This is a genomic window from Aeromonas simiae, from assembly GCF_000820125.1.
Taxonomy (GTDB): Bacteria; Pseudomonadota; Gammaproteobacteria; order Enterobacterales; family Aeromonadaceae; genus Aeromonas; species Aeromonas simiae.
In genome coordinates this window covers 25,037-45,488 of the sequence record NZ_CDBY01000032.1, presented here as the reverse complement: position 1 = coordinate 45,488, position 20,452 = coordinate 25,037, and the positions used below count along the sequence as shown (strand labels likewise).

Here is a 20,452-nt window from a genome sequence, read left to right as displayed (position 1 = left end):
GGCGCATGGCGAGGCGACCGAGCCGGCGGCCGAGCCACATCTGCCAGCGCCAGGGCAGCAGCACCAGCAGCCACAGCACTCCGAGGCCGAACCACTGCGGCCAATAGCGGGGGTGGAGCAGGCGGGGCTCCAGACGGGGAAGGCGTTCGGCGGACATGGGCGCTCCTTGTAGGATCTCAGAGGGCGGATTCTAGCCGAAAAGCCCCTGCGGAGGGCAGTGCATTTGTCGCTGGCCGGTGGCAGAGGTGCCAGGAGCGGGGAGGCCATGGTAGAATCCGTGCCAGATTTTTCCCATCGAGAGTCCATACAGATGAAGATCACCCTGCCCGATTTTGACAAGGCCCGCGTCCTGGTCGTTGGCGACATCATGCTGGATCGTTACTGGCATGGACCGAGCAATCGCATCTCGCCCGAGGCGCCGGTGCCGGTGGTCAAGGTGGAACACATCGAGGAGCGCCCAGGCGGTGCTGCCAACGTGGCCCTCAACGCCGCAGCCCTTGGCGCCCATGCCACCCTGCTCGGCCTGACCGGTCAGGATGAGGCGGCCGATGCCCTGGCCAACCAGATGGCCGGGGTCAAGGTGGAGTGCGACTTCGTGCGTCTGGCCGACTACCCGACCATCACCAAGCTGCGCGTTCTGTCGCGCAACCAGCAGCTGCTGCGGCTGGATTTCGAGGAGGCGTTCCACTCGGTTGATGCCTCGCTGCTGATGCAAAAGATTGAAGCCGCCCTGCCGCACAGCGGTGTGATGGTGCTCTCCGACTACGCCAAGGGGGCCCTCAACGACGTGCCCGGCATGATCCAGCGTGCCCGCGCCGCCGGCGTACCGGTGCTGATCGACCCCAAGGGAACCGAGTTCGAGAAGTACCGCGGGGCCACCCTGCTCACCCCCAACATGTCCGAGTTCGAGGCCGTGGTGGGCAAGGTGAAGAGCGAGCAGGAGCTGGTCGAGCGCGGCATCGAGCTGGTGCGCCGCTTCGAGCTCGATGCCCTGCTGGTGACCCGCTCCGAAAACGGCATGACCCTGATCCGCGACGGTCAGCGCGAGCTGCACCTGCCGACCCAGGCTCAGGAGGTGTATGACGTGACCGGTGCCGGTGACACCGTGATCTCGACCCTGGCCAGCTCGCTGGCCGCCGGTTGCAGCCTGGATGAAGCGTGCGCCCTAGCCAACACCGCCGCCGGCATCGTGGTCGGCAAGCTGGGTACCTCCACCGCCAGCCCGATCGAGCTGGCCAATGCCCTCTACTCAGAGCAGGAGAGCGGCTTCGGCGTGCTCTCCGAGTCCCAGCTCAAGGTGGCCGTCGAGGCCGCCCGCAGCCGCGGCGAGAAGATAGTGATGACCAACGGCTGCTTCGACATCCTGCATGCCGGCCACGTCTCCTACCTCTCCAATGCCCGCAAGCTGGGGGATCGCCTGATCGTGGCGGTCAATACCGACGAGTCGGTGCGCCGCCTCAAGGGGCCGGGCCGACCGGTCAACCCGACCGAGCGGCGCATGACGGTGCTGGCCGCGCTGGGGGCGGTGGACTGGGTGGTGCCGTTTGGCGAGGACACGCCGCAGCGCCTGATTGGCGAGATCCTGCCCGACCTGCTGGTCAAGGGGGGCGACTACCAGCCCGAGGAGATTGCCGGCTACGCCGAGGTGACCGCCAACGGCGGCGAGGTGAAGGTACTGAACTTTGAGGACGGCTGCTCCACCACCGACATCATCAAGGCCATCCGCGAGCGCAATTGACGCGAGCATAGCCAATAAAAAAGACCGGCCTGCTGGCCGGTCTTTTTTTTATGGTTCGGATGCCTCGGGCAGCAGGTGGGCCCTGAGTTCGGGCCATTGCTGCGGAGTCGCCACCAACTGCTCTTTGGCGGCCTTGGTCAGGCGCTTGAGGCGGTACTCGAGGCGCAGCGCCTCGCCGTGTTCGCCCACCTCGGCCTGCCAGACCAGGGTCAGCGGCCCCTTGCCGCGCAGGCTGCGGGCCCCACGCCCGCTCTGGTGCTCGGCCAGACGGCGCTGCGGATCGGTGCTGATCCCGGCATAGAGGTGGCCGCGCGCGGTACGCACCAGATAGAGGTGCCAGCTCACGGGGCGCCCCGTGGCTGACGGCGCAGCCGGTGCAGTGGCAGCAGGCTGATCAGCAGCCCGGCCCAGACAAACATGAAACCTACCTCCTTCACCGGATCGGGCCGCTCGCCAAACCAAAAGAGGGCGAGTAGGAAGGCAAGGCTCGGCTCTATGTACTGCAGCAGGCCGACGGTGCTGAGGCGAGTGCGCATCATGCCGTAGCAAAACAGCCCGACCGGGATCAGGGTGGCCGGGGCGCTGCCAATAAGTAGCAGTCGGTCGCCCCAGCTGCCTTCCAGCAGCAGGCTGGGCTGGCCGCTCAGGGTTAGCCAGGCCACGAAAGCCAGCGCCAGTGGCAACTGCACCAGCGCTTCGGTGTAGAGGCTGTGGTCGGCGCCGTAGCGCACCTGTTTTTTCAGCAGGCCATAACAGGCGAAGTTGGCCCCCATGATGAGGGAGAACCAGGGTAGCTCGCCGTACTGGAACAGCATGTAGGCCAGCCCCGCCAGGGCCAGGGCTACGGCGAGGTGCTTTTGCGGGGTCAGCCGCTCTTTGAGAAAGAGCACCGCGAACACGATATTGAACAGAGGGGTCATGAAGAAGGCGAGGCTGGTGGCCAGCACCTGACCGGTGATGAGGCACCAGGTAAACATGCTCCAGCTGATGGACATAACGGGGCCGGCGCACAGGATCAGCAGCAGCTGGCGCGGCTCGGCCCGAAGCTGGTGCCAGGGGAGGGGGCGCGCCGTCAGGCGCAGCAGCAGGGCGAGCAGCAGCACCGACCAGATGACACGGTGAGAGAGCAGCTCCCACATGTTGAGCGGTGGCATGAACTGGTAGTAGAGGGGCAGCAGACCCCACAGGATAAAGGAGAGGGCCACCACGCCGGGGCCTAACAGCAAGGGTGTCATGTGTCTATTAAATTAAACAAAGTGGGCGCAGTGTAGAGAGGGGGCCCCCTTTCGGCAAGCAGCCCCGCCAGAAAAAATCGGTTAGCATATGACCCCATGAACTCCATCCCCGACCTGTTTGCCCGCATCCGCGCCTGCCGCCTGTGCGAGGCTCATCTTCCGCTCGGCCCGCGCCCGGTGATCCGTGGCAGCGAGCACTCCCGTTTGCTCATCATCGGCCAGGCCCCCGGCACCAAGGTGCACGCCAGCGGCATCCCTTGGGATGACGCCTCGGGGGCGCGCCTGCGCGACTGGCTGGCGCTGGACAAGGCGATGTTCTACGACGAGCGCCACATCGCCATCATGCCGATGGGGCTCTGCTATCCGGGCCGTGGCCGCTCCGGCGATCTGCCACCGCGTCCCGAGTGTGCCCCGCTCTGGCATCCCCAGGTGCTGGAGCTGATGCCGCGCGTCGAGCTGGTGCTGCTGGTCGGGCAGTATGCCCAGCAACACTACCTCGGGGCGAATTATCGCGGCACCCTGACCGAGACGGTGCGCCATTGGCGCGACGTCGGCCCGCGTTTTCTCCCCCTGCCGCACCCCTCACCGCGCAACACCCTCTGGCTCAAGAAGAACCCCTGGTTTGAGGCCGAGGTGATCCCTTCACTGCGCGAGCGGGTGGCTCAGCTGCTTGTGACCTGAGCCTTCTTGGGAGGTTCATCCGGTTTGCTGCCGCTGCGCGCCATGGCGATGAGCGGCAGCACGATGCAGAGGCTGCCGATGAGCAGCGGCAGATCCGGCTGTTCTCCAAACAGCCAGACGCCGAGCCCGACCGCCACCAGCAGGCCGGTGTACTCGGCCGAGGCGATGCGGCTCGCCTCCGCTTGGCGGTAGGCCAGCACGCACAGTCCCGCATAAACCACGATGAGGGCCGACGAGCCGAAGGCGGGCCCCAGCATCTGCCACTGCCACGGCTCCCCTTCCCACCAGGCCAGTGCCAATACCAGCGGCATGCTCAGCACGTTGGTGAAAAAGAGGGTCTGCACCACTGGCTGGTGGCTCGGCAGACGTTTGATCAGCAAGTTGTTGAGGGCCATGGTCAGCGCTACCCCGAGGGCCGCCAGCGCCGCCCAGTTGACCTCGGTCGGGCGCAGCACGATGAGCACGCCGGCAAAACCGAGCAGAGCGGTGAGTACCTTCTGGCGCGACAGGGCTTCGCCCGCCAGCCAGACCGCGAGCGGCACCATCAGAAGTGGCGCGGCGTAGAACAGGGCGTTGGCGGTGGCGAGTGGCAGCCGGGTTAGCGCGATCACCATCATCACCACCCCGACAGCCCAGATGTGGGAGCGCAGCAGATGCCAGCGTAGGGCCTCGGGCGGGTGGCGGCGCAGCGACCAGAGCAGCAGGGGCAGCAGCATCAGGGCGGCCGACACCTGGCGGAAGAAGACGAATTGGAACACCGGCTGATCCGGGTCAAGCACCTTCACCAGGGCGTCGGAAAACACAGCCACTAGATTGCCGAGTACCAGATAGAAGATGCCCATCGCCACTGCATTCGATCTCATTGATCCCTCCTGATGTTTACGGGAAGGCTAGCCCGGACACTGTTATCTCGTAAAATGATATAAAGCTAACATGGATGAGATATTTAGATAATGAAGCTACCTCCTTTGCGCGCCGTCCACTACTTCGAGGCGGTAGCCCGCTTGCAGAGTTTCTCCCGCGCCGCCGCCGAGCTGGCGGTCAGCCAGAGTGCGGTGAGCCATCAGGTTCGTCTGCTGGAGGACTATCTTGGTGAGGTACTGCTGCTGCGTCAGGGGCGGCGGGTCTCGCTGACCCCGCAGGGGGAGAGCTATCTCGAGGCGATCGCCTCCGGGCTGGCCCAGATCGCCCAGGCCAGCGAACAGCTACGCGGCAGCGGCGAGCTGCGGCTGCGCCTCGCCGTGTACAGCTCGTTTGCGGTCAAGTGGTTGATCCCGCGCCTCTCGGGCTTGCGCCAGCGCCACCCCGAGCTGGATCTCTCGCTTGAGATGGTGGCCGAGGATCCTCAGCTCTCCGATCGGGTGGCCGACTGCTTCATCACTGTCTCCCCCGAGGGGCGCGGCTATATGCACGACCTGCTCTATCGGGAGCGGCTGATACCGGTGTGCAGCCGGCGCCTGCTCCAGCAGGTGGAAGGGGAGTGGCCAGCGGCGTTGTGGCAGCTGCCGCTGCTCTCTATCCAGGCCATCTACAAGGAGAAGGGGGAGGACTGGCGACGCTGGGCCGAGGCGGGGGCGCTGACCATTCCCCCTGCGGCGCAGATGCATCACTTCAGCCACATCTTGTTGGCGCTGGAGGCGGCCAGTTGGGATCAGGGGGTGGCGCTCATCAACGACTACATGCTGCAAGCGGACGATCCCACGCTGGCGCGCCTGCCGCTGCACGCGCTCGAGACCGAGGATAATTTCTATTTTGTCTGCAAGCGCTCGCGCGCCCATGAACCGGCCATCAGCCGGTTGCGCCAGTGGCTGTGGGAGGAGACGCAGGCCAGCCTGCGCCCCGGCGAGCGTGAGCCGCTTACGCGCGTTTGAGCTGGCTCAGGATGAAGAGGCTGGTGGCGCACACCACGACTGAGGGGCCGGCCGGGGTGTCTTGATACCAGGAGAGCAGCAGGCCACCGACCACGGCGAGGCAGCCGGTGAGGGAGGCGAGCAAGGCCATCTGCTCCGGGGTGCGGCTGAACCGGCGGGCGGTGGCGGCGGGGATGATCAGCAGTGAGGTGATGATGAGGGCGCCGACAAACTTCATGGCCACCGCGATCACCAAGCCGATCAGCAGCATCAGCAGGGCGCGCAGCAGATCGACGCGTACCCCTTCGACCCGGGCCAGCTCCTCCGATACCGTCATGGAGAGCAGCGGATCCCACAGCCGCCACAGCAGCAGCAACACCAGGCTGCCCCCACCATAGATCCAGAGCAGATCGACCGGCTGCACCGAGAGCAGATCGCCAAACAGGTAGGCCATCAGATCGACCCGCACGTTATCCATGAAGCTCAAGGTGACCAGACCGAGCGAGAGGGCGCTGTGGGCCAGGATCCCGAGCAGGGTGTCGGTGGCGACCAGCTGGCTGCGGCTCATCACGAACAGCAAGATGGCCATGGCTAGGCAGCAGAGCACCACGGCCAGGGTCAGGTTCACCTGTAGCAAAATGCCGAGGGCGATACCAAATAGGCAGGAGTGGGAGAGGGTGTCGCCGAAGTAGGCCATCTTGCGCCACACGACAAAACTGCCGAGGGGGCCGGCCAACACGGCGATGCCAAGGCCAGCGGCCAGGGCGTAGAGAAGGAAGCTGTCCACGAAATACTCCTCAGGGGCGGGAAGGCAGGCGGATGACTGGAGCCCCGTGATGGTGATGATGCTCGCCATCGCAGTGGTGGTGGTGGGTATAGACCGCCAGCTGCTCTTGCTCGGGGCGGCCGAACAGGCGAGCAAACTCGGGGTGGCGGGCCACGCTCTCGGGGGCTCCGTGACAGCAGACGTGGCCGTTGAGGCAGATCACCTCGTGGGTGCTAGCCATCACCAGATGCAGGTCGTGGGAGACCATCAGCACGGCGCAGTCGAGCTCGCGGGCCAGCTCGCTGATGAGGGCATAAAGCTCGATCTGACCGCTGATATCGACCCCCTGCACCGGCTCGTCGAGCACCAGTAGCTCGGGCTCAACCAGCAGGGCGCGGGCCAGCAGTACCCGCTGTAGCTCACCTCCTGAGAGTTGCTGCATGCGGCTGCCGAGCAGAGCCTCGGCTCCGACCCGACCAAGTGCTTCGGTAATGGGTCGGCGGCCCCCACGAGCCAGCTGCAAAAAGCGCTCGACCGTGATGGGCAGGGTGGGATCGAGGTGGATCTTCTGCGGCACATAGCCGATGCGCAGGCGTTTCTGGCGACAAATTTGGCCGCTGTCAGGGGTCAATAGCCCCAATACCAATTTGCTTAGGGTGCTCTTGCCCGCGCCATTGGGGCCCACAAGGGTGGTGATCCGCCCTTTTTCCAGGCTGAAGGAGACCTTGTCGAGCACAGGACGGCCATCGAAAGCGAGACAGACGTCGCTGAGCACCACCAACTGGTTCATGAATGACTCCGGGGGTTTACTGCGGTGAGTTTTGTTATACTATAACACTCAGTTGTGGTTATGTTACCACGCCTTCCGAGCCATTGAGATCCCATGAAACGTCTTTTTTTGACCCTGTTGCTGGCTGGGGCTGCCTTACCTGCCGCCGCTGCCTCGGTACTGACCACCCTAAAGCCGATCGGTTTTATTGCCGCCGCCATTACCCGGGATATCTCCACGCCCGAGGTATTGCTTCCAGCCGGAGCCTCGCCCCACGATTTTTCCCTGCGCCCTTCGGATCTGCGCCGCATCGACGCGGCCGATCTGGTTATCTGGGTTGGCCCAGAGCTGGAGGGCTTCATGGCCAAGCCGCTGGCGGGCAAGCAGAATGTACTCACTCTGCTGACCCTGCCCGGTCTGCCGGTGCACCATTACGCCGAAGGGGAGGGGCACGATCATGATGAACATGAAGGGCACCACCATGAGCATGGCAATGTCGATCCTCACATCTGGCTTGGCCCCAACCTGGCCCTTCCCATCGCTCAGGCGATGGTGTGGCGCTTAAGCGAGCTGGACCCGGCCAACAAGGCGCGCTATCAGGCGAATCTGGTGCGTTTCGATCAGGCGTTGGCGAGCAAGGATGAGCAGGTTGCCAAGCAGATGAAACCGGTGCAGCAGAAGGGCTACTTTGTGTTCCACGATGCTTATGGTTATTGGGAGCGCCATTATGGCATGCAGGCCAAGGGGCACTTCACTGTCAACCCTGAGCGCCGTCCCGGTGCCAAGACCCTGGTGACTATCCGCAAGGCGCTGGAGCAGCACCAGGCCCAGTGCGTCTTTGCCGAGCCCCAGTTCAGACCCGATGTCATCGACTCGGTAGCCCGCAATACTGGCGCCAAGGTTCTGCTGCTTGACGAAGCCGGCGGAACGATCGACGTGGGCCCCGATGCCTATCTGGAGTGGATGGATAGCATGGCTCAGGCATTTAGCGCCTGCCGCTAAGAGAGCCCTTCTATACTGGTCTCGTGTATCGACAAGGAGTGTTGTTCATGAGATCGCTTCCCCTCGCCATGCTGTGCCTGCTGCTTGCCGGCACAGCGCAGGCTTCCCGAATGTCCGACTATCTTGCCCAGCCAGCCTTGCAGCAGAAGATGGAAGAGGTGTACGGCAAAGGCTCGGTACAGCGCGCCAAGGCGCTGGCCCAGCTGATGGCTCCCCGTGCCGGCACCAGCGATCAGCAGAAGCTGTCGCTGGTGAACAACTACTTCAACAACCTCACCTACAGCGAGGATCCCAAGCTGTGGGGCGAGCAGGACTACTGGGCCAACCCGCTCGAGTTTATTGGGGCGCGCGGTGGTGACTGCGAGGATTACAGCATCGCCAAGTACTACACCCTGATGGAGCTGGGGGTGGATGAGAAGAAGCTGCGCATGGCTTACGTCAAGGCGCTGGCCTACAACCAGTTCCACATGGTGGTGCTCTACTTTGCTACCCCCAAGTCGGAGCCGCTGGTGCTCGACAACATCAAGGCCACCATCCAGCCCGGCTCGAAGCGCACTGATCTGCTGCCGGTTTACAGCTTCGATGCCAAAAGCCTGTGGATCATGAAGTCACGGCGGGAGGGCACCCTGGCCGGCTCAGCCGATCGCCTGGCCCAATGGAAGTCGATGCAGACCCGGTTCTCGACCGAGCACCTCCGCTCTCCACGGCGGGCGTTATAACTTGCCGGCTTGCTTGAGCTCTTGAAAGAAACGCTGCGCTCCCGGGTGCTGCGTGATCGGCAATACCTTACCGGTTTGGTAGCGCGGCAGGCGGAACAGGTTGGCATAGGCGAAGGTCTGCTGGTTGAAGTGGGCCCCCTCGCCCAACATCCCCTTCACCATCTGATACACCCCGGCGTCTGGCGCCTCGGCAGTGGTCAGCAGAATGGCTGCCACGGCGAAGGTCGGTGTCGGTTGCAGGTTGCCGGGATACAGGCGAGCAGGGATCTGGCTGCGTTGATAATAGGGGGCATCGACCAGCAGTTTAGTGATGATGTCAGGAGGGATGGGTAAGAATCGAATGTCACACTGTTTGGCCGTGTCCACCAGGGTTCGATTCGGGTGTCCGCTGACCATGGCAAACATCGCTATCTGGCCGCGACATAGCGCCTCTCCCGGATCGTCCGTCTTCACCTCCTGAATCGCCTTCGGCGTCAGGCCACTGAGCCCTAGCAGCGTTAGCGCGGTTTGGCGGGTGCCTGAGCCCGCCGGGCCAAGATAGAGACGCTGCCCCGCCAAATCGCCCAGCTGGCGTAGCTTGGCATCGGCCCTGACCACCAGAGCAAAAGGCTCCGCATGGGTGGCAAACAGAGCCCTCAGTTGTGGCTGAGGATGGGCATGATAGAGCCCGCTCCCTCTGAACGCCTGATAAGCCCAGTCCGATTGCACCATGGCGATGTTGATCTTGCCGCTTTTTAGCAGAGCCAGGTTTTCGATAGAGCCTGAGCTCGGTACGACGGCGCAGCGGTTCTGATGATTGGCCTGGGTGGCCAGCCGGCAGAACTCGCCACCGATCTGGTAGTAGATGCCGCTGATATCCCCGGTGCCCAGATAGAAACGTTCTGTTGCCTGGCTCCAGAGGGAGGGGAGGAGCAGCAGGAGTAATACGCTTCTCATGATGTCCGCTCCTTGCGATAACCATCGATCCCCCAGTTGCGCAGGGTATCGACAGAGAGAGCGTGTTCTCCCTCTTCCAGCAGCGTGGTGCCATGAGCGTGTACGCACTGTGCCGCCATGTTCCACAGCAGGGGGGCATCGTTGAGGTGTGTCGCCACCAGGCGGGGATGCAGCTCCAGCAGAACCAGAGACTCTTTACTCAAGGGCCAGTCGTGAAATGCCAGCTCAATGCCACTGGTTTGCAGGCTCTTGAGGCGCGCCAGCATGGAGGGGGTCGGGGGGCCTTCATAGCGCCAGTCCAGTATCTTGCCCTTTTGCGGACGAATTTTTTGCTCCAACCAATACCATTGTGGATGTTCCAGCAGGCTCATGGGGAGGCGAAGACCCTGGATATCTCCTTGATACCATTGGGTTAGCAGTTGCTCGAACTGCTGTTGGTGCCAGTTGGCCTCCACCGCTTCGGCGGGGATGAAGGCGCGGTAGAGGGTAATGTCTCCCTGAGTTGAGATGAAATGAATGATCCGTGCCGTGGTGTGATGGTGGTGTGGGAAGGGAGGGGTCGGGAACTGCTGGGCCAGCTGTTGCAGCTTGAGGCGTTGTTGGGTGAGATCGCGCTGGCGTTCACTGATCAGACGGTTGACGGCATTCACCACCCCCTTTACTTCTTGCAGCCAGGGCGGGGGTAAGGTGCGGCTGCTGCGTCTTTGGCTGATCAGATCGAGTTCGGTACTGATCTGGCGCAATGGCGCCAGCAGGCGATGGCAGCTCCATTGGATCAGTAGCAGCATCACCGCAAGGCCGAGCAGCAGCAAGCCGACTTCTGAGCGAAGAGCCTGCCAAAGATGCTGATAGGCATAACCGCTGTGCCCTTCCAGACGAATCGTACCCAGAATGTTCCAACCATCGGTCATCTCCTGCTCTTGTACCACGGGGGGCATGCTGACTAACTGCTGGAACCAGGCCGGCACATTTTGCTGGCCCGCAGAGAATTCGCGCCGAAAGAGTACCTTGCCGTCAGGATCTGTCAGTGTGGCGGAGCGGACGAAACCGCCATCGAACATGGCATTGACGATGGTTTCAGCCAGCACCTTGTCGCCCCCCAGCAGGGAACCTTGCAGCACGAGCCCCATCGCGGTGGTGGAGGTCTCCAGATTGGCTTGCATCTGATCCAATACGGAGCGCCGGACAGTGTTGGTCTCCAGTGAGACCAGCAAAAAGGCTCCGATCAGGAACAGAACCAAAATGATCAGATTTAACAATTTGGCTAACGACATGCTCGCTCCCTGAGAACCGTCATTTAACATGTGATAAACATTCAATCCCGTGAATAGGGAACTGGCTCGGAAACTGTGAAAAAACAGGTTTAAAGATGGCACGCATTTATGCACAGTTCAGGTGTTTATGCATAAAATGTCATTTCGAGAGTTTTTTATTTTTAATGAACTCTTCTCGTTGGCTGTTGTCGAATTAGCAGTTTAGCACTCTTTAATCTGGCCCTCGGGCCCATGCATTATCTTTCCAGAAGCAGGACAACGGATGAAACGTCTCCGTCCCTTGGTGGCTCACGCGGCCAACTGGGAGCCGCCGGTTCCCCGCAAACATTTTTACGCCATCCTGGCGTTGACAGCGTTGACGCTGTCAACCGTGGCGCTCCTTCCGGCTCCGGGGGATGTTCTCGAACAACCGCTGCGACTGGAGTTGCCCCTTGCTGCCCAAGGCACGGCGACCAATGAAGACAACACCGAATTTAACTCCATCCCTGATCATGAGCTGGTGGAGCCGGATGCGGCCTCCGATGAGGGGGACGATATTCCTGTGGTTCCCGAGCCGCAGTGGATGGAATACCGGATCCGCAATGGTGAGAATCTGACGTCCATTTTTAATACTTTGGGCCTCTCTACGACCACCCTCTACAAGGTGCTTGACGCGGACAACAAGCGCCGACTGGCCAGCCTCAAGCCGGGCCAGGTGCTCGAGTTGAAGATCGACGAAGATAACCTGCTGCAGCAGATGCGTCTTCGCCTCAACATCAAAGAGACGTTGGTGTTGGAGCGCAAGGATGAGCAATACCTTGCCGAGCTGATCACTGAGGCGGTGGAGTGGCGACGTGCGCCGTTGGAAGGCACAGTGCGTGGCAGTTTCTACCAAAGTGCCCGCAACGCAGGACTATCCGCGGCCCAGATCCAGAAGATCGCCAACCTGTTCCAGTGGCGCATGAACCTGGCCAAGGAGCTCAAACAGGGCGATACCTTCCGGGTTTTGGTTCAGCACGAAATGGTTAACGATCAACGCACCGGCAACAGTCAGCTGCTGGGGGTTGAGTTCAAGAGTGGCGGTAAGAGTGTCTCCGCCTGGCTCTCTGACGATGGCAACTATTACGATGGCCAAGGGATGAGCCTGGAGCGCGGTTTCCGCCGTTATCCGACCCACAGCCGTTATCGTGTCAGCTCCAATTTCAACCCGGCGCGTAAGCATCCCATCACGGGTATGGTGCGTCCCCATGAGGGCACCGACTTTGCCATGCCGATCGGGGCCCCGGTACTGGCGACCGGCGATGGTGTCGTGCTCAAGGCCACCAGTCACCCGTTGGCAGGGACTTATGTGGTGATTCGTCATAGCCGTACCGTGTCCACCCGCTACCTGCACCTGAGCAAGCTGCTGGTCAAGCCGGGGCAGAAGGTGAAGATGGGCGACAAGATTGCGCTCTCTGGTAACACAGGGCGTTCAACCGGTGCACACCTGCATTACGAGGTGCGTATCAACAACCGTCCGGTTGATGCCATGCGGGTCAAATTACCGATGGCTGAACCCCTCTCAGGTAAAGCCAAGCGGCTGTTCCTCGCCAAGGTGAGGGATTATCGCAAAGAGCTGGCTGCCAGCTGACGTTTGCGCTTTTCATAAGCACACCTCAAGAGGCGGGTCTGCGTATCGTTACCGGTACGAAGGCCCGCCTCTTTCGCTTTTATCCATTTGATTGCTTTGGTGCTGTCGAGGGGGCACTTCTATGCCCCCTCCCTTTGGCTTGCCTGCCCATGTCACCTTTTGGCGGTGAATGTCAGAGTGCGTCGCTCCACATGTTTTCCGTACTCCCCCAGCTTGGCGGTTAACGCTGGGGCCGCACGCGCCTTTTCAACACCGGGAGTCAGGCGCCGCTACCCAGAAGCCGGAGGTTGGCGGCATGGGCCGCTCAGTGGGTCAGCCAGATCATCAGGCTGAAGAAGCCCGCCATGGCACTGCCCAGGCCGATGATCCAGTAAAACCCCTTGAGCCCTTGCCGGAACGGGATGCGAAACCACATCAGGAACAGATACCAGCCGATAGCCAGGATCAGGGGAATAAGAAACATTCGAGCCATCGCGTCCTCACTGTTATCCTGTCACCTCTTCGTTGCTTACGAGAGGGACTGTAACAATGAATCAATTGCAGATCACCGCCTTTGGCGATCCGAGCGTGCTGCGTCTGGCTAATGTGCCCGATGGCGAGCCTGCCGAGGGACAGGTGCGGGTGCGGGTACACTACGCCGGCGTCAATCCCATCGATGCCAAGACCCGGGCCGGACTCGGCTGGGCGGCCGCCCAAAACAAGGACAAGTTACCGTGGACACCCGGCTATGACGTGGCGGGCATTGTCGAGGCGCGGGGGCCCGGTGTCTGCGAGCTGGCGGTGGGCGATCGGGTGTGCGGCATGGTCGGCTTTCCCCTTCGTGGCGGTGGTTATGGCGAGTCAGTGGTGGTCGGCGAGACCGAGCTGGTCAAGCTGGAGCGACTCGAGCTTGCGCAAGGGGCGGCGTTGCCGCTGGCAGGGCTGACCGGCTGGCAGGGATTGTTTGAGCACGGCGAGTTGCTGGCTGGCCAGCGGGTGCTGATCCTGGCGGCGGCCGGTGGCGTGGGTCATCTGGCGGTGCAGTGGGCGTGCGCCGCCGGTGCCGAGGTGGTGGGGCTGGCCAGTCCTGCCAACCACGACTTCGTTCTGGGGCTGGGGGCCAAGGCCGTGCTGGATTACCACGCACCCGACTGGCCGGCACAGGTCGGCGCAGTCGATCTGGTGCTGGATCTGGTGGGGGGCGAGAGCGGCAAGCAGGCACTGGCCTGCGTCAAATCGGGCGGGCGTCTTATCACTGTGCCCACCCTCACCGCCGAGGCGATCAAGGCGGCGGGGGCCGAGCGCAGCATCGAGGTGCGCGGCATGCTGGTTCACCCCGACAAGTCTGCCCTGGCCCGCATGGTGGCCCTGCTCGAGCAAGGGGGGGCGCGCATCGAGATTGCCCACACCTTCCCCCTGGCCGAGGGGGCACTGGCCCATCAGGCCATCGAGGCCGGCCACACCCGTGGCAAACTGCTGCTGCGTATGGATGGTCATGCCTGATCTGGCGGCCCTGCTTGGCACACATGGGCTGACCGCCCTGTTTGTCAGCGCCTTCACCTCGGCGACCCTGCTGCCCGGCGGCTCGGAAGTGCTGCTCGGCGCCATGGTGGCCCAGCAGCAGTGGAGTCTTTTCTCCCTGCTGCTGTGGGCCACGCTCGGCAATACCCTGGGCTCCATGACCACCTTCGCCCTGGGCTGGTGGGCCCGGCGGCGCAAGCGGCCGGAGGATTTCACCGGTCGTGGGGAACAAACGGCCCTTTCGTGGCTCCAACTTCATAGCCATTGGGCCCTGCTGCTGGCCTGGACCCCGCTGATCGGGGACGGCCTCTGTCTTCTGGCTGGCTGGCTCAAGATGGCGCCTTTGCGCGCCTGCTTTCTGATTGGCCTCGGCAAACTGGCCCGCTACGGCGTGATTGCGCTGCTCGCCGGCCAGATCTTCTGACTCTTCGTATCGTGAGGACTGTGTGAATCGATCCCTCTGTGTACTGACGCTGGCCCTGCTGGCTACGCCGGTGCTGGCGGCGCCCACCCTGGTGGCCGAGCAGACCAAGGAGCCCGGCAAGCTCTCCATCCCCTATCAGATGTACCGGCTCGACAACGGCCTAACCGTGATCCTGGCGCCGGACAAGTCAGACCCCCTGGTGCACCTCGATGTGACCTACCATGTGGGGTCGTCGCGCGAGAGCGTCGGCAAGTCGGGCTTTGCCCACTTCTTCGAGCACATGATGTTCCAAGGCTCCAAGCACGTGGGCGATCAGGAGCACATGCGCATCATCAACGAGGCCGGTGGCACCATGAATGGCACCACCAATCGGGATCGCACCAATTACTACGAGACGGTGCCGGCCAACCAGCTCGAGAAGGTGCTGTGGCTGGAGGCCGATCGCATGGGCTTTTTGCTCGACGCGGTGAGCCAGAAGAAGTTCGAAATTCAGCGCGCCACGGTGAAAAACGAGCGCGCCCAGCGGGTCGACAACCAGCCCTACGGTCTGGTGGGCGAGAAGGTGGGGGAGGCGCTCTATCCGCGTACCCACCCCTACTCCTGGCAGCCGATCGGCTATGTGGAGGATCTCGACCGGGTCGACGTGAATGATCTCAAGCAGTTCTTCCTGCGCTGGTATGGCCCCAATAATGCCACCCTGACGCTCGGGGGGGATTTCGAGTCCAAGCAGGCGCTGGCCTGGATTGAGCAGTACTTCGGCGCCATCCCGCGCGGGCCCGAGGTGGCCGAGCCGGTCGCGCAGCCGGTGACGCTGCCGGCGACCCGCTACCTGACGCTGGAAGACAAGGTGCACCTGCCGCTGCTCTACATCAGTTACCCGACGGTGGCGCTCGGCGATCCGCGCGAGCCGGCGCTCGACATGTTTGCCGACGTGCTGGGGGGCTCGGCCAGCTCCATGCTTTATCAGGCGCTGGTCAAAAGTGGCAAGGCGGTGGACGCCGGCGCCTCGCACTACTGTGAAGAGCTGGCCTGCTCCCTGGCCATCTACGCCTACCCCAATCCTGCGGCCGACGGCAGCCTCAAGAGCCTCAAGGCCGAGGTCGACAAGGTGGTGGCCCAGTTTGCCCAGCGCGGCGTGCAGCAAGATGATCTCGAGAAGGCGATCAACAAGTACCGCGCCTCGGCCATCTGGGGCATGGGCAGCGTACAGGGCAAGGTGAGTCAGCTGGCGATGGGGCAGGTCTTCATGCAGGACCCCAACTACGTCTTCAAGAGCCTCGCCGCCATCGGCAAGGTGACCCCGGCCGAGGTCAAGCAGGCCTATGGGCAGTTCATCGCGGACAAGCCTGCCGTGGTGCTGAGCGTGGTGCCCAAGGGCAAGCGTCAGTGGCAGGCGGCCACCCCCAACTTCACCCCGGCGGCGCGCGAGCTGCCCGATTACAGCCAGCACGACAGCAACCTGGCGGCCCGCACGGTCAAGGACAACTTTGATCGCAGCAAGCAGCCTGCCACTGGCCCTGCCGTCAGCGTCACGGTGCCGGCCACCTGGAAGGGCAAGCTTGATCAGGGGATCGAAATCCTCGGCACCCGCAGCGACGAGATCCCGGCGGTCTCCATCACCATCGCCCTGCCGGGCGGCATTCGCGCCGAGGGTAAGGGGGAGCTGGGGTTGGCCAACCTGACCGCCGCCATGCTCGAACAGGGCAGCGAGCGCTTAAACGAGGCCAAGCTCAGCGACGAGCTGCAAAAGCTCGGCTCCGACATCAGCTTCTCGAGCGCCCAGTACAACAACCTCATCACCGTCAGCAGCCTGACCGACAAGCTGCCTCAGACGCTGGCCCTGGTGCAGGAGCTCTTGTTCCAGCCCGGTTTCCGCGACGAGGATTTTGCCCGCACCAAGAACCAGATCTTGCAAGGGATGCAGCAGAGCCGCCAGCAACCGGCCTGGATGGCCAGTCAGGCCTTCCGCACGCTGATCTACGGTCAGCAGGCCCGCCTTGGTCAGCCTAATGACGGCTCGCTCAAGGAGGTGGAAACCCTGACCCTGGCCGATGTGAAGCGCTTCTGGCAGCACTACTACAATCCGGCCAACGCCCGCATCGTGGTGGCCGGCGACGTGGATCAGGCCGCCATCGAACAGGGGCTGGCTTTCCTCACTCGCTGGCAGGGCAAGGCGCCGGAGCTCGGCAGCCTCAAACCGACCGAATCCCAGGCCAAGCCCGGTATCTATCTCATCGACAAGCCGGGGGCGCCCCAGTCGGTGATCCGCATCGGTCGCCGTGCGCTCCCCTATGACGCCACCGGCGACTATTTCGCGGCCGGCTTGATGAACTTCAACCTGGGCGGCAACTTCAACAGCCGCATCAACCTCAATCTGCGCGAGGATAAGGGCTACACCTACGGCGCCAGCTCGGGCTTCTCGGCCAACCGCGACGCCGGCGTGTTTGCCGTCGGCGCCGACGTGCGGGCCGATGCCACCGTCGATGCCATCCGCCAGGTGCTCAAGGAGCTGGAGCAGTACCGCAAGGCGGGGCCGTCGGCCAAGGAGATGGATTACCTGCGCAGCGCCGTGACCCAGCAGGATGCCCTGGCCTACGAGACCCTGGATCAGAAGGCCGGCTTCCTGTTGCAGATGATCATGTATCAGCTGAGGCCGGATTTTGTCGCCCGTCAGAGCGAGATCATCAAGAGCATCACGCCCCAGGCCCTCAAGGCCCAGGCCGAGCGCTGGCTCGACCCGGCCCAGATGGTGATTGTGGTGGTCGGTGATCGCCAGGCACTTGAAAAACCGTTGCAAGAGCTACATCTTCCTGTCTATCCGCTGCCTGCACCCTGAGACAGCCATAACAACCACCGGCTCCCTCTTCTGGGGGGAGCCCGGAGTGAGCCGTGAATATGACCTCCCAGACCCTCTCCCTCGATGAGTTGCTGACCGCACTGGGCGCCCCCGAGCGCCTGCCTGCCCTCAAGGGGATGCGCCGTGGCATCGAGCGTGAAACCCTGCGTATTACCCCGAGTGGTGAGCTGTCGCAGCGGGATCATCCGCTGGCCCTCGGCGCCGCACTGACCCACGCCAACATCACCACCGATTATGCCGAGCCGCTGCTGGAGTTCATCACCCCGGCCACCGACTCCATCGAGACGCTGCTCGAGCAACTAGGCGACATCCACCGCACCGCTGTCCACCACATCGGTGACGAGCGCCTCTGGCCCCTCTCCATGCCCTGTTTCGTCGGCGGTGAGGAGAGCATCCGTCTGGCCGAGTACGGCAGCTCCAACATTGGCCGGATGAAGCACCTCTACCGGCGCGGCCTCAAGCACCGTTACGGCAGCCTGATGCAGGTGATCGCCGGGGTGCACTTCAACTTCTCCATGCCCGAGAGCTTCTGGTGCGAGTGGCAGGCTCTGGCCTGCAAGAATTGCTGTAGCCAGCGCTTCATCTCGGAAAAGTACATGGGGCTGATTCGCAACGTCTATCGCTTCGGTTGGCTGGTGCCCTATCTGTTCGGTGCCTCGCCGGCCATCTGTGGCTCCTTCCTCAAGGGGCGCCAGACGACCTTGCCGTTCGAGCAGCTCGGCAAGGGCACCCTCTACCTGCCCTACGCCACCTCGCTGCGCCTTTCCGATCTCGGCTACACCAACAGTGCCCAGGCCGGCCTCAAGATCAGCCACGACAACCTGCCGGCTTACGTGGCCTCCCTGCGCCGCGCCATTCAGACCCATGATCCCGATTTCGCCAAGCTGGGGGTCAAGGTGGATGGCGAGTATCGCCAGCTCAACGACAACGTGTTGCAGCTGGAGAACGAGCTGTATGCCCCGATCCGGCCCAAGAACACCCCGCGCCGGGGGGAGAAACCCTCCGATGCGCTGGCGCGCCGCGGTATCGACTACATCGAGCTGCGCACCGTCGACATCAACCCCTTCAGCCCGATCGGCATCACCGCTGACCAGATCCGCTTCTTCGATCTCTTCCTGGTGTGGTGCCTGCTGCGTCCCTCGCCGCTGCTGAGCGAGGAGGAGATCGCCCGCAATCGCCGCAACCAGACCAAGGTGGTGCTGGAGGGGCGTCGCCCCGGCCTGCAACTGGAGACCGACGGCGGCGAGCAGGGGCTCAAGGAGTGGGGGCTATCCCTGTTCGAGGAGCTGGGCAAGGTCGCAGCCTTGCTCGATGCCAGCTGTGGCGGGCGCAACCGCTACGGCGCCACCTTGGCCGCGCTGCGCGAGCGTCTACTCGATCCGGAGCTGACCCTGTCGGCGCGGCTGCTGCGCGAGCTGAAAGCCGGTAACAAGGACAACGGCTGCTTTGGCCGCGAGCTGGCCGCCCGCTACCGTGACGAGCTGCTGGCCAGCGCGCTCGAGTACTGGGACGAAGAGTACTTCAGTGGTGAGGCGCGCGACTCACTGCAAAAGCAAAAGGAGATCGAGCGCGGCGATAGCCAGAGCTTCGATGAGTTCCTCGCCGATTACTTCGGTTATGCCGATACCCCCGCCTAAACCGTTCGGCCCGTGAGGGCCGAACCTCTTTTTGCTGAAGCGTGATTCAGCCTTCAAGTCGGTGTCAAAAGCCTCCCCTGTCTGTCGGCTTGCTCACAGTTTGCGCCGGGGCACTCTTGCGTCCTTTCGCCCATCGCCCTAATTTTCACCTTAAGCTGAAACGATTCAGTTTATTGATCATCGGGAGCATAACGAGATGAAAGTACGCGTAGGGATGGGGTTGCTGCTGTGCTGTGCGCTGCCGTTGCAGGCGGCCAATTTTGTGTTGGTCGACACCGCGCAGGGGTTGGATGTGGGCAACTGGAAGGTGAGCAGTGACAGCCTCGGCATCAAGAGCAAGATCCCCTTTAGCATCGAGAAGAAGCGGCTGCACGGCGGCCGTCAGGAGGGGGTGGATGTCATCGTCGTCGACAATGGCACCTTGCAGATGACCCTGGTGCCAACCCGTGGCATGGGGATCTACGAGGTGCGTGGCGGCGATCTGCGCCTGGGGTGGGAGTCGCCGGTGAAAGAGATAGTCAACCCGGCCTTCATCGATCTCGAGAGCCGTGGCGGCTTGGGCTGGCTCGACGGCTTCAACGAGATGCTGGTGCGCTGCGGTTATGAGTGGACCGGTCATCCGGGCGTAGACGACGATGGCCGCCTCAAGAGCCTGCATGGCCGGGTGCAGAACACCCCTGCCTCCGTGGTGCGGGTGACGGTGGACGAGACCCCGCCCTATGCCATTCACGTGCGCGGTCGGGTCGATGAGAAGACCTTCAAGTTCAGCGATCTCAGTACCTGGACCGGCGTCACCCTGGTGCCGGGCGAGGCGGCCTTTACGGTAGAGGATAAGCTCACCAACCAGGCCGACTACGACAACGAGTACCAGATCATCTATCACGGCAACTTCGGGGCACCGCTCCTGGAGGAGGGGGCCCGGATCAGCGCTCCGGTCAAGCAGATCTCCCCGTTCAACGACTATGCCCGCAAGGGGCTCGACAGCTGGCAGACCTACCTCGGCCCGACCAAGGGGTTTGACGAGATGGTGTTCAACATCGTTCCCTACAGCGATGCCAAGGGCAACACGCTGGCGGTGCTCGAGAACCGGGCCGGCAATGCCGGGGTGGCGGTCGACTTCAACGTGAAGCAACTGCCGGTTCTGACCCTGTGGAAGAACACCGACACCCTCCAGCAGGGCTACGTGACCGGCATCGAGCCCGGCACCAGCTATGCCTACAGCACCAAGTACCAGCGCCCGCTCGGTCTGGTGCCGACCATCAAGGCGGGGGAGAGCAAGTACTTCACCCTGCGCTACCAGCTGCTGCGCGATAAGGGCGAGGTACAGGCCGCCCTCGACCGGGTCAAGGCGGTGCAGGGCAGTCAGCCCACCGAGCTGCGCCGCGACCCGCTGGTTCAGCTGCCCCACTGAGTGGGCAACGACGCACCAACGAAGAAGCCCCGCCAATGGCGGGG

The 20,452-nt window shown here is 62.9% G+C and carries 19 protein-coding genes and 1 pseudogene; 11 read left to right on the top strand and 9 right to left on the bottom strand.

Annotated elements, in window-relative coordinates:
* A pseudogene (locus BN1134_RS19595) lies at window positions 1-157 on the bottom strand (LpxL/LpxP family acyltransferase); the annotation flags it as partial.
* Window positions 158-310: 153 nt separating this feature from the next.
* Here BN1134_RS19595 and hldE point away from each other — a divergent pair.
* Window positions 311-1,738 (top strand): bifunctional D-glycero-beta-D-manno-heptose-7-phosphate kinase/D-glycero-beta-D-manno-heptose 1-phosphate adenylyltransferase HldE, encoded by a 1,428-nt coding sequence (hldE, locus tag BN1134_RS04770; RefSeq protein ID WP_042045547.1) that lies wholly within the window; start codon window positions 311-313, stop codon window positions 1,736-1,738.
* 48 nt (window positions 1,739-1,786) lie between these two features.
* Here hldE and BN1134_RS04765 read toward each other — a convergent pair whose 3' ends face one another.
* Window positions 1,787-2,083, bottom strand: coding sequence for a GIY-YIG nuclease family protein (locus BN1134_RS04765; RefSeq protein ID WP_156991665.1), 297 nt, complete (start codon window positions 2,081-2,083; stop codon window positions 1,787-1,789).
* Window positions 2,080-2,973 (bottom strand): EamA family transporter RarD, encoded by an 894-nt coding sequence (gene rarD, locus BN1134_RS04760; protein WP_042045546.1) that lies wholly within the window; start codon window positions 2,971-2,973, stop codon window positions 2,080-2,082. Before rarD ends, BN1134_RS04765 begins: the two co-directional genes overlap by 4 nt.
* Window positions 2,974-3,069: 96 nt before the next feature.
* Between rarD and BN1134_RS04755 the strand changes: the two genes are divergently transcribed.
* Window positions 3,070-3,654, top strand: coding sequence for a uracil-DNA glycosylase family protein (locus tag BN1134_RS04755; protein WP_042045544.1), 585 nt, complete (start codon window positions 3,070-3,072; stop codon window positions 3,652-3,654).
* Here the strand turns inward: BN1134_RS04755 and BN1134_RS04750 are convergent.
* Window positions 3,636-4,517, bottom strand: a complete 882-nt coding sequence (locus tag BN1134_RS04750) for a DMT family transporter (RefSeq protein ID WP_042045541.1) — start codon at window positions 4,515-4,517, stop codon at window positions 3,636-3,638. The two genes, BN1134_RS04755 and BN1134_RS04750, sit on opposite strands and share 19 nt — an antisense overlap.
* 90 nt (window positions 4,518-4,607) lie before the next feature.
* Here BN1134_RS04750 and BN1134_RS04745 point away from each other — a divergent pair, with 90 nt between their 5' ends.
* Window positions 4,608-5,525 carry a LysR family transcriptional regulator gene (locus tag BN1134_RS04745; RefSeq protein WP_042045540.1) on the top strand — a complete coding sequence of 306 codons (918 nt, stop codon included), beginning with the start codon at window positions 4,608-4,610 and terminating at the stop codon, window positions 5,523-5,525.
* On the opposite strand, the gene znuB is transcribed toward BN1134_RS04745, so the two are convergent.
* Entirely contained in the window at window positions 5,512-6,291 is a 780-nt protein-coding gene (gene znuB / locus BN1134_RS04740) for a zinc ABC transporter permease subunit ZnuB (RefSeq protein WP_042045539.1), read from the bottom strand. The two genes, BN1134_RS04745 and znuB, sit on opposite strands and share 14 nt — an antisense overlap.
* 10 nt (window positions 6,292-6,301) lie before the next feature.
* On the bottom strand, window positions 6,302-7,060 hold the full coding sequence (gene znuC, locus BN1134_RS04735) for a zinc ABC transporter ATP-binding protein ZnuC (RefSeq protein ID WP_042045538.1): 759 nt from the start codon (window positions 7,058-7,060) through the stop codon (window positions 6,302-6,304).
* Window positions 7,061-7,153: 93 nt separating this feature from the next.
* Here znuC and znuA point away from each other — a divergent pair, with 93 nt between their 5' ends.
* Together znuA and BN1134_RS04725 are read left to right on the top strand one after the other, a co-directional pair.
* Window positions 7,154-8,041 carry a zinc ABC transporter substrate-binding protein ZnuA gene (znuA, locus tag BN1134_RS04730; protein WP_042045537.1) on the top strand — a complete coding sequence of 296 codons (888 nt, stop codon included), beginning with the start codon at window positions 7,154-7,156 and terminating at the stop codon, window positions 8,039-8,041.
* 47 nt (window positions 8,042-8,088) lie between these two features.
* Entirely contained in the window at window positions 8,089-8,760 is a 672-nt protein-coding gene (locus tag BN1134_RS04725; protein WP_042045535.1) for a transglutaminase-like cysteine peptidase, read from the top strand.
* Here the strand turns inward: BN1134_RS04725 and BN1134_RS04720 are convergent.
* Together BN1134_RS04720 and BN1134_RS04715 are read right to left on the bottom strand one after the other, a co-directional pair.
* Entirely contained in the window at window positions 8,755-9,696 is a 942-nt protein-coding gene (locus tag BN1134_RS04720; protein WP_156991663.1) for a TAXI family TRAP transporter solute-binding subunit, read from the bottom strand. The two genes, BN1134_RS04725 and BN1134_RS04720, sit on opposite strands and share 6 nt — an antisense overlap.
* Window positions 9,693-10,970: a LapD/MoxY N-terminal periplasmic domain-containing protein gene (locus tag BN1134_RS04715; RefSeq protein WP_042045533.1), complete on the bottom strand. Its 1,278-nt coding sequence runs from the start codon at window positions 10,968-10,970 to the stop codon at window positions 9,693-9,695. Before BN1134_RS04715 ends, BN1134_RS04720 begins: the two co-directional genes overlap by 4 nt.
* Before the next feature lie 262 nt (window positions 10,971-11,232).
* On the opposite strand from BN1134_RS04715, the gene mepM reads away from it, so the two are divergent.
* Window positions 11,233-12,579: a murein DD-endopeptidase MepM gene (gene mepM / locus BN1134_RS04710; protein ID WP_042045532.1), complete on the top strand. Its 1,347-nt coding sequence runs from the start codon at window positions 11,233-11,235 to the stop codon at window positions 12,577-12,579.
* 304 nt (window positions 12,580-12,883) lie between these two features.
* On the opposite strand, the gene BN1134_RS19590 is transcribed toward mepM, so the two are convergent.
* On the bottom strand, window positions 12,884-13,051 hold the full coding sequence (locus tag BN1134_RS19590; RefSeq protein ID WP_156991661.1) for a hypothetical protein: 168 nt from the start codon (window positions 13,049-13,051) through the stop codon (window positions 12,884-12,886).
* A 56-nt stretch (window positions 13,052-13,107) separates the two neighbouring features.
* Here BN1134_RS19590 and BN1134_RS04705 point away from each other — a divergent pair, with 56 nt between their 5' ends.
* The 5 genes from BN1134_RS04705 to BN1134_RS04685 all read left to right on the top strand — a co-directional run bounded on the left by BN1134_RS04705 (window position 13,108) and on the right by BN1134_RS04685 (window position 20,408).
* The gene (locus tag BN1134_RS04705) at window positions 13,108-14,061 is read left to right on the top strand and encodes an NADP-dependent oxidoreductase (RefSeq protein ID WP_042045530.1); all 954 of its coding nucleotides are present in this window, start codon (window positions 13,108-13,110) and stop codon (window positions 14,059-14,061) included.
* On the top strand, window positions 14,054-14,503 hold the full coding sequence (locus BN1134_RS04700; RefSeq protein WP_042045528.1) for a YqaA family protein: 450 nt from the start codon (window positions 14,054-14,056) through the stop codon (window positions 14,501-14,503). Before BN1134_RS04705 ends, BN1134_RS04700 begins: the two co-directional genes overlap by 8 nt.
* A gap of 22 nt (window positions 14,504-14,525) precedes the next feature.
* On the top strand, window positions 14,526-17,339 hold the full coding sequence (locus BN1134_RS04695; RefSeq protein ID WP_052449425.1) for a M16 family metallopeptidase: 2,814 nt from the start codon (window positions 14,526-14,528) through the stop codon (window positions 17,337-17,339).
* A gap of 59 nt (window positions 17,340-17,398) precedes the next feature.
* Entirely contained in the window at window positions 17,399-18,997 is a 1,599-nt protein-coding gene (gene gshA, locus BN1134_RS04690) for a glutamate--cysteine ligase (protein ID WP_042045527.1), read from the top strand.
* Window positions 18,998-19,193: 196 nt separating this feature from the next.
* Complete coding sequence (locus BN1134_RS04685) at window positions 19,194-20,408, top strand: aldose 1-epimerase family protein (RefSeq protein WP_042045525.1); 1,215 nt, start codon at window positions 19,194-19,196, stop codon at window positions 20,406-20,408.
* The last annotated feature ends 44 nt before the right edge of the window (window positions 20,409-20,452 follow it).

Excerpts from the sequence above, each read along its gene's own strand:
- hldE (WP_042045547.1), top strand. The coding sequence starts at position 311 with ATGAAGATCACCCTGCCCGATTTTGACAAGGCCCGCGTCCTGGTCGTT.
- rarD (WP_042045546.1), bottom strand. The coding sequence starts at position 2,973 with ATGACACCCTTGCTGTTAGGCCCCGGCGTGGTGGCCCTCTCCTTTATC.
- BN1134_RS04755 (WP_042045544.1), top strand. The coding sequence starts at position 3,070 with ATGAACTCCATCCCCGACCTGTTTGCCCGCATCCGCGCCTGCCGCCTG.
- BN1134_RS04750 (WP_042045541.1), bottom strand. The coding sequence starts at position 4,517 with ATGAGATCGAATGCAGTGGCGATGGGCATCTTCTATCTGGTACTCGGC.
- BN1134_RS04745 (WP_042045540.1), top strand. The coding sequence starts at position 4,608 with ATGAAGCTACCTCCTTTGCGCGCCGTCCACTACTTCGAGGCGGTAGCC.
- znuC (WP_042045538.1), bottom strand. The coding sequence starts at position 7,060 with ATGAACCAGTTGGTGGTGCTCAGCGACGTCTGTCTCGCTTTCGATGGC.
- znuA (WP_042045537.1), top strand. The coding sequence starts at position 7,154 with ATGAAACGTCTTTTTTTGACCCTGTTGCTGGCTGGGGCTGCCTTACCT.
- BN1134_RS04725 (WP_042045535.1), top strand. The coding sequence starts at position 8,089 with ATGAGATCGCTTCCCCTCGCCATGCTGTGCCTGCTGCTTGCCGGCACA.
- BN1134_RS04720 (WP_156991663.1), bottom strand. The coding sequence starts at position 9,696 with ATGAGAAGCGTATTACTCCTGCTGCTCCTCCCCTCCCTCTGGAGCCAG.
- BN1134_RS04715 (WP_042045533.1), bottom strand. The coding sequence starts at position 10,970 with ATGTCGTTAGCCAAATTGTTAAATCTGATCATTTTGGTTCTGTTCCTG.
- mepM (WP_042045532.1), top strand. The coding sequence starts at position 11,233 with ATGAAACGTCTCCGTCCCTTGGTGGCTCACGCGGCCAACTGGGAGCCG.
- BN1134_RS19590 (WP_156991661.1), bottom strand. The coding sequence starts at position 13,051 with ATGGCTCGAATGTTTCTTATTCCCCTGATCCTGGCTATCGGCTGGTAT.
- BN1134_RS04705 (WP_042045530.1), top strand. The coding sequence starts at position 13,108 with ATGAATCAATTGCAGATCACCGCCTTTGGCGATCCGAGCGTGCTGCGT.
- BN1134_RS04700 (WP_042045528.1), top strand. The coding sequence starts at position 14,054 with ATGCCTGATCTGGCGGCCCTGCTTGGCACACATGGGCTGACCGCCCTG.
- gshA (WP_042045527.1), top strand. The coding sequence starts at position 17,399 with ATGACCTCCCAGACCCTCTCCCTCGATGAGTTGCTGACCGCACTGGGC.
- BN1134_RS04685 (WP_042045525.1), top strand. The coding sequence starts at position 19,194 with ATGAAAGTACGCGTAGGGATGGGGTTGCTGCTGTGCTGTGCGCTGCCG.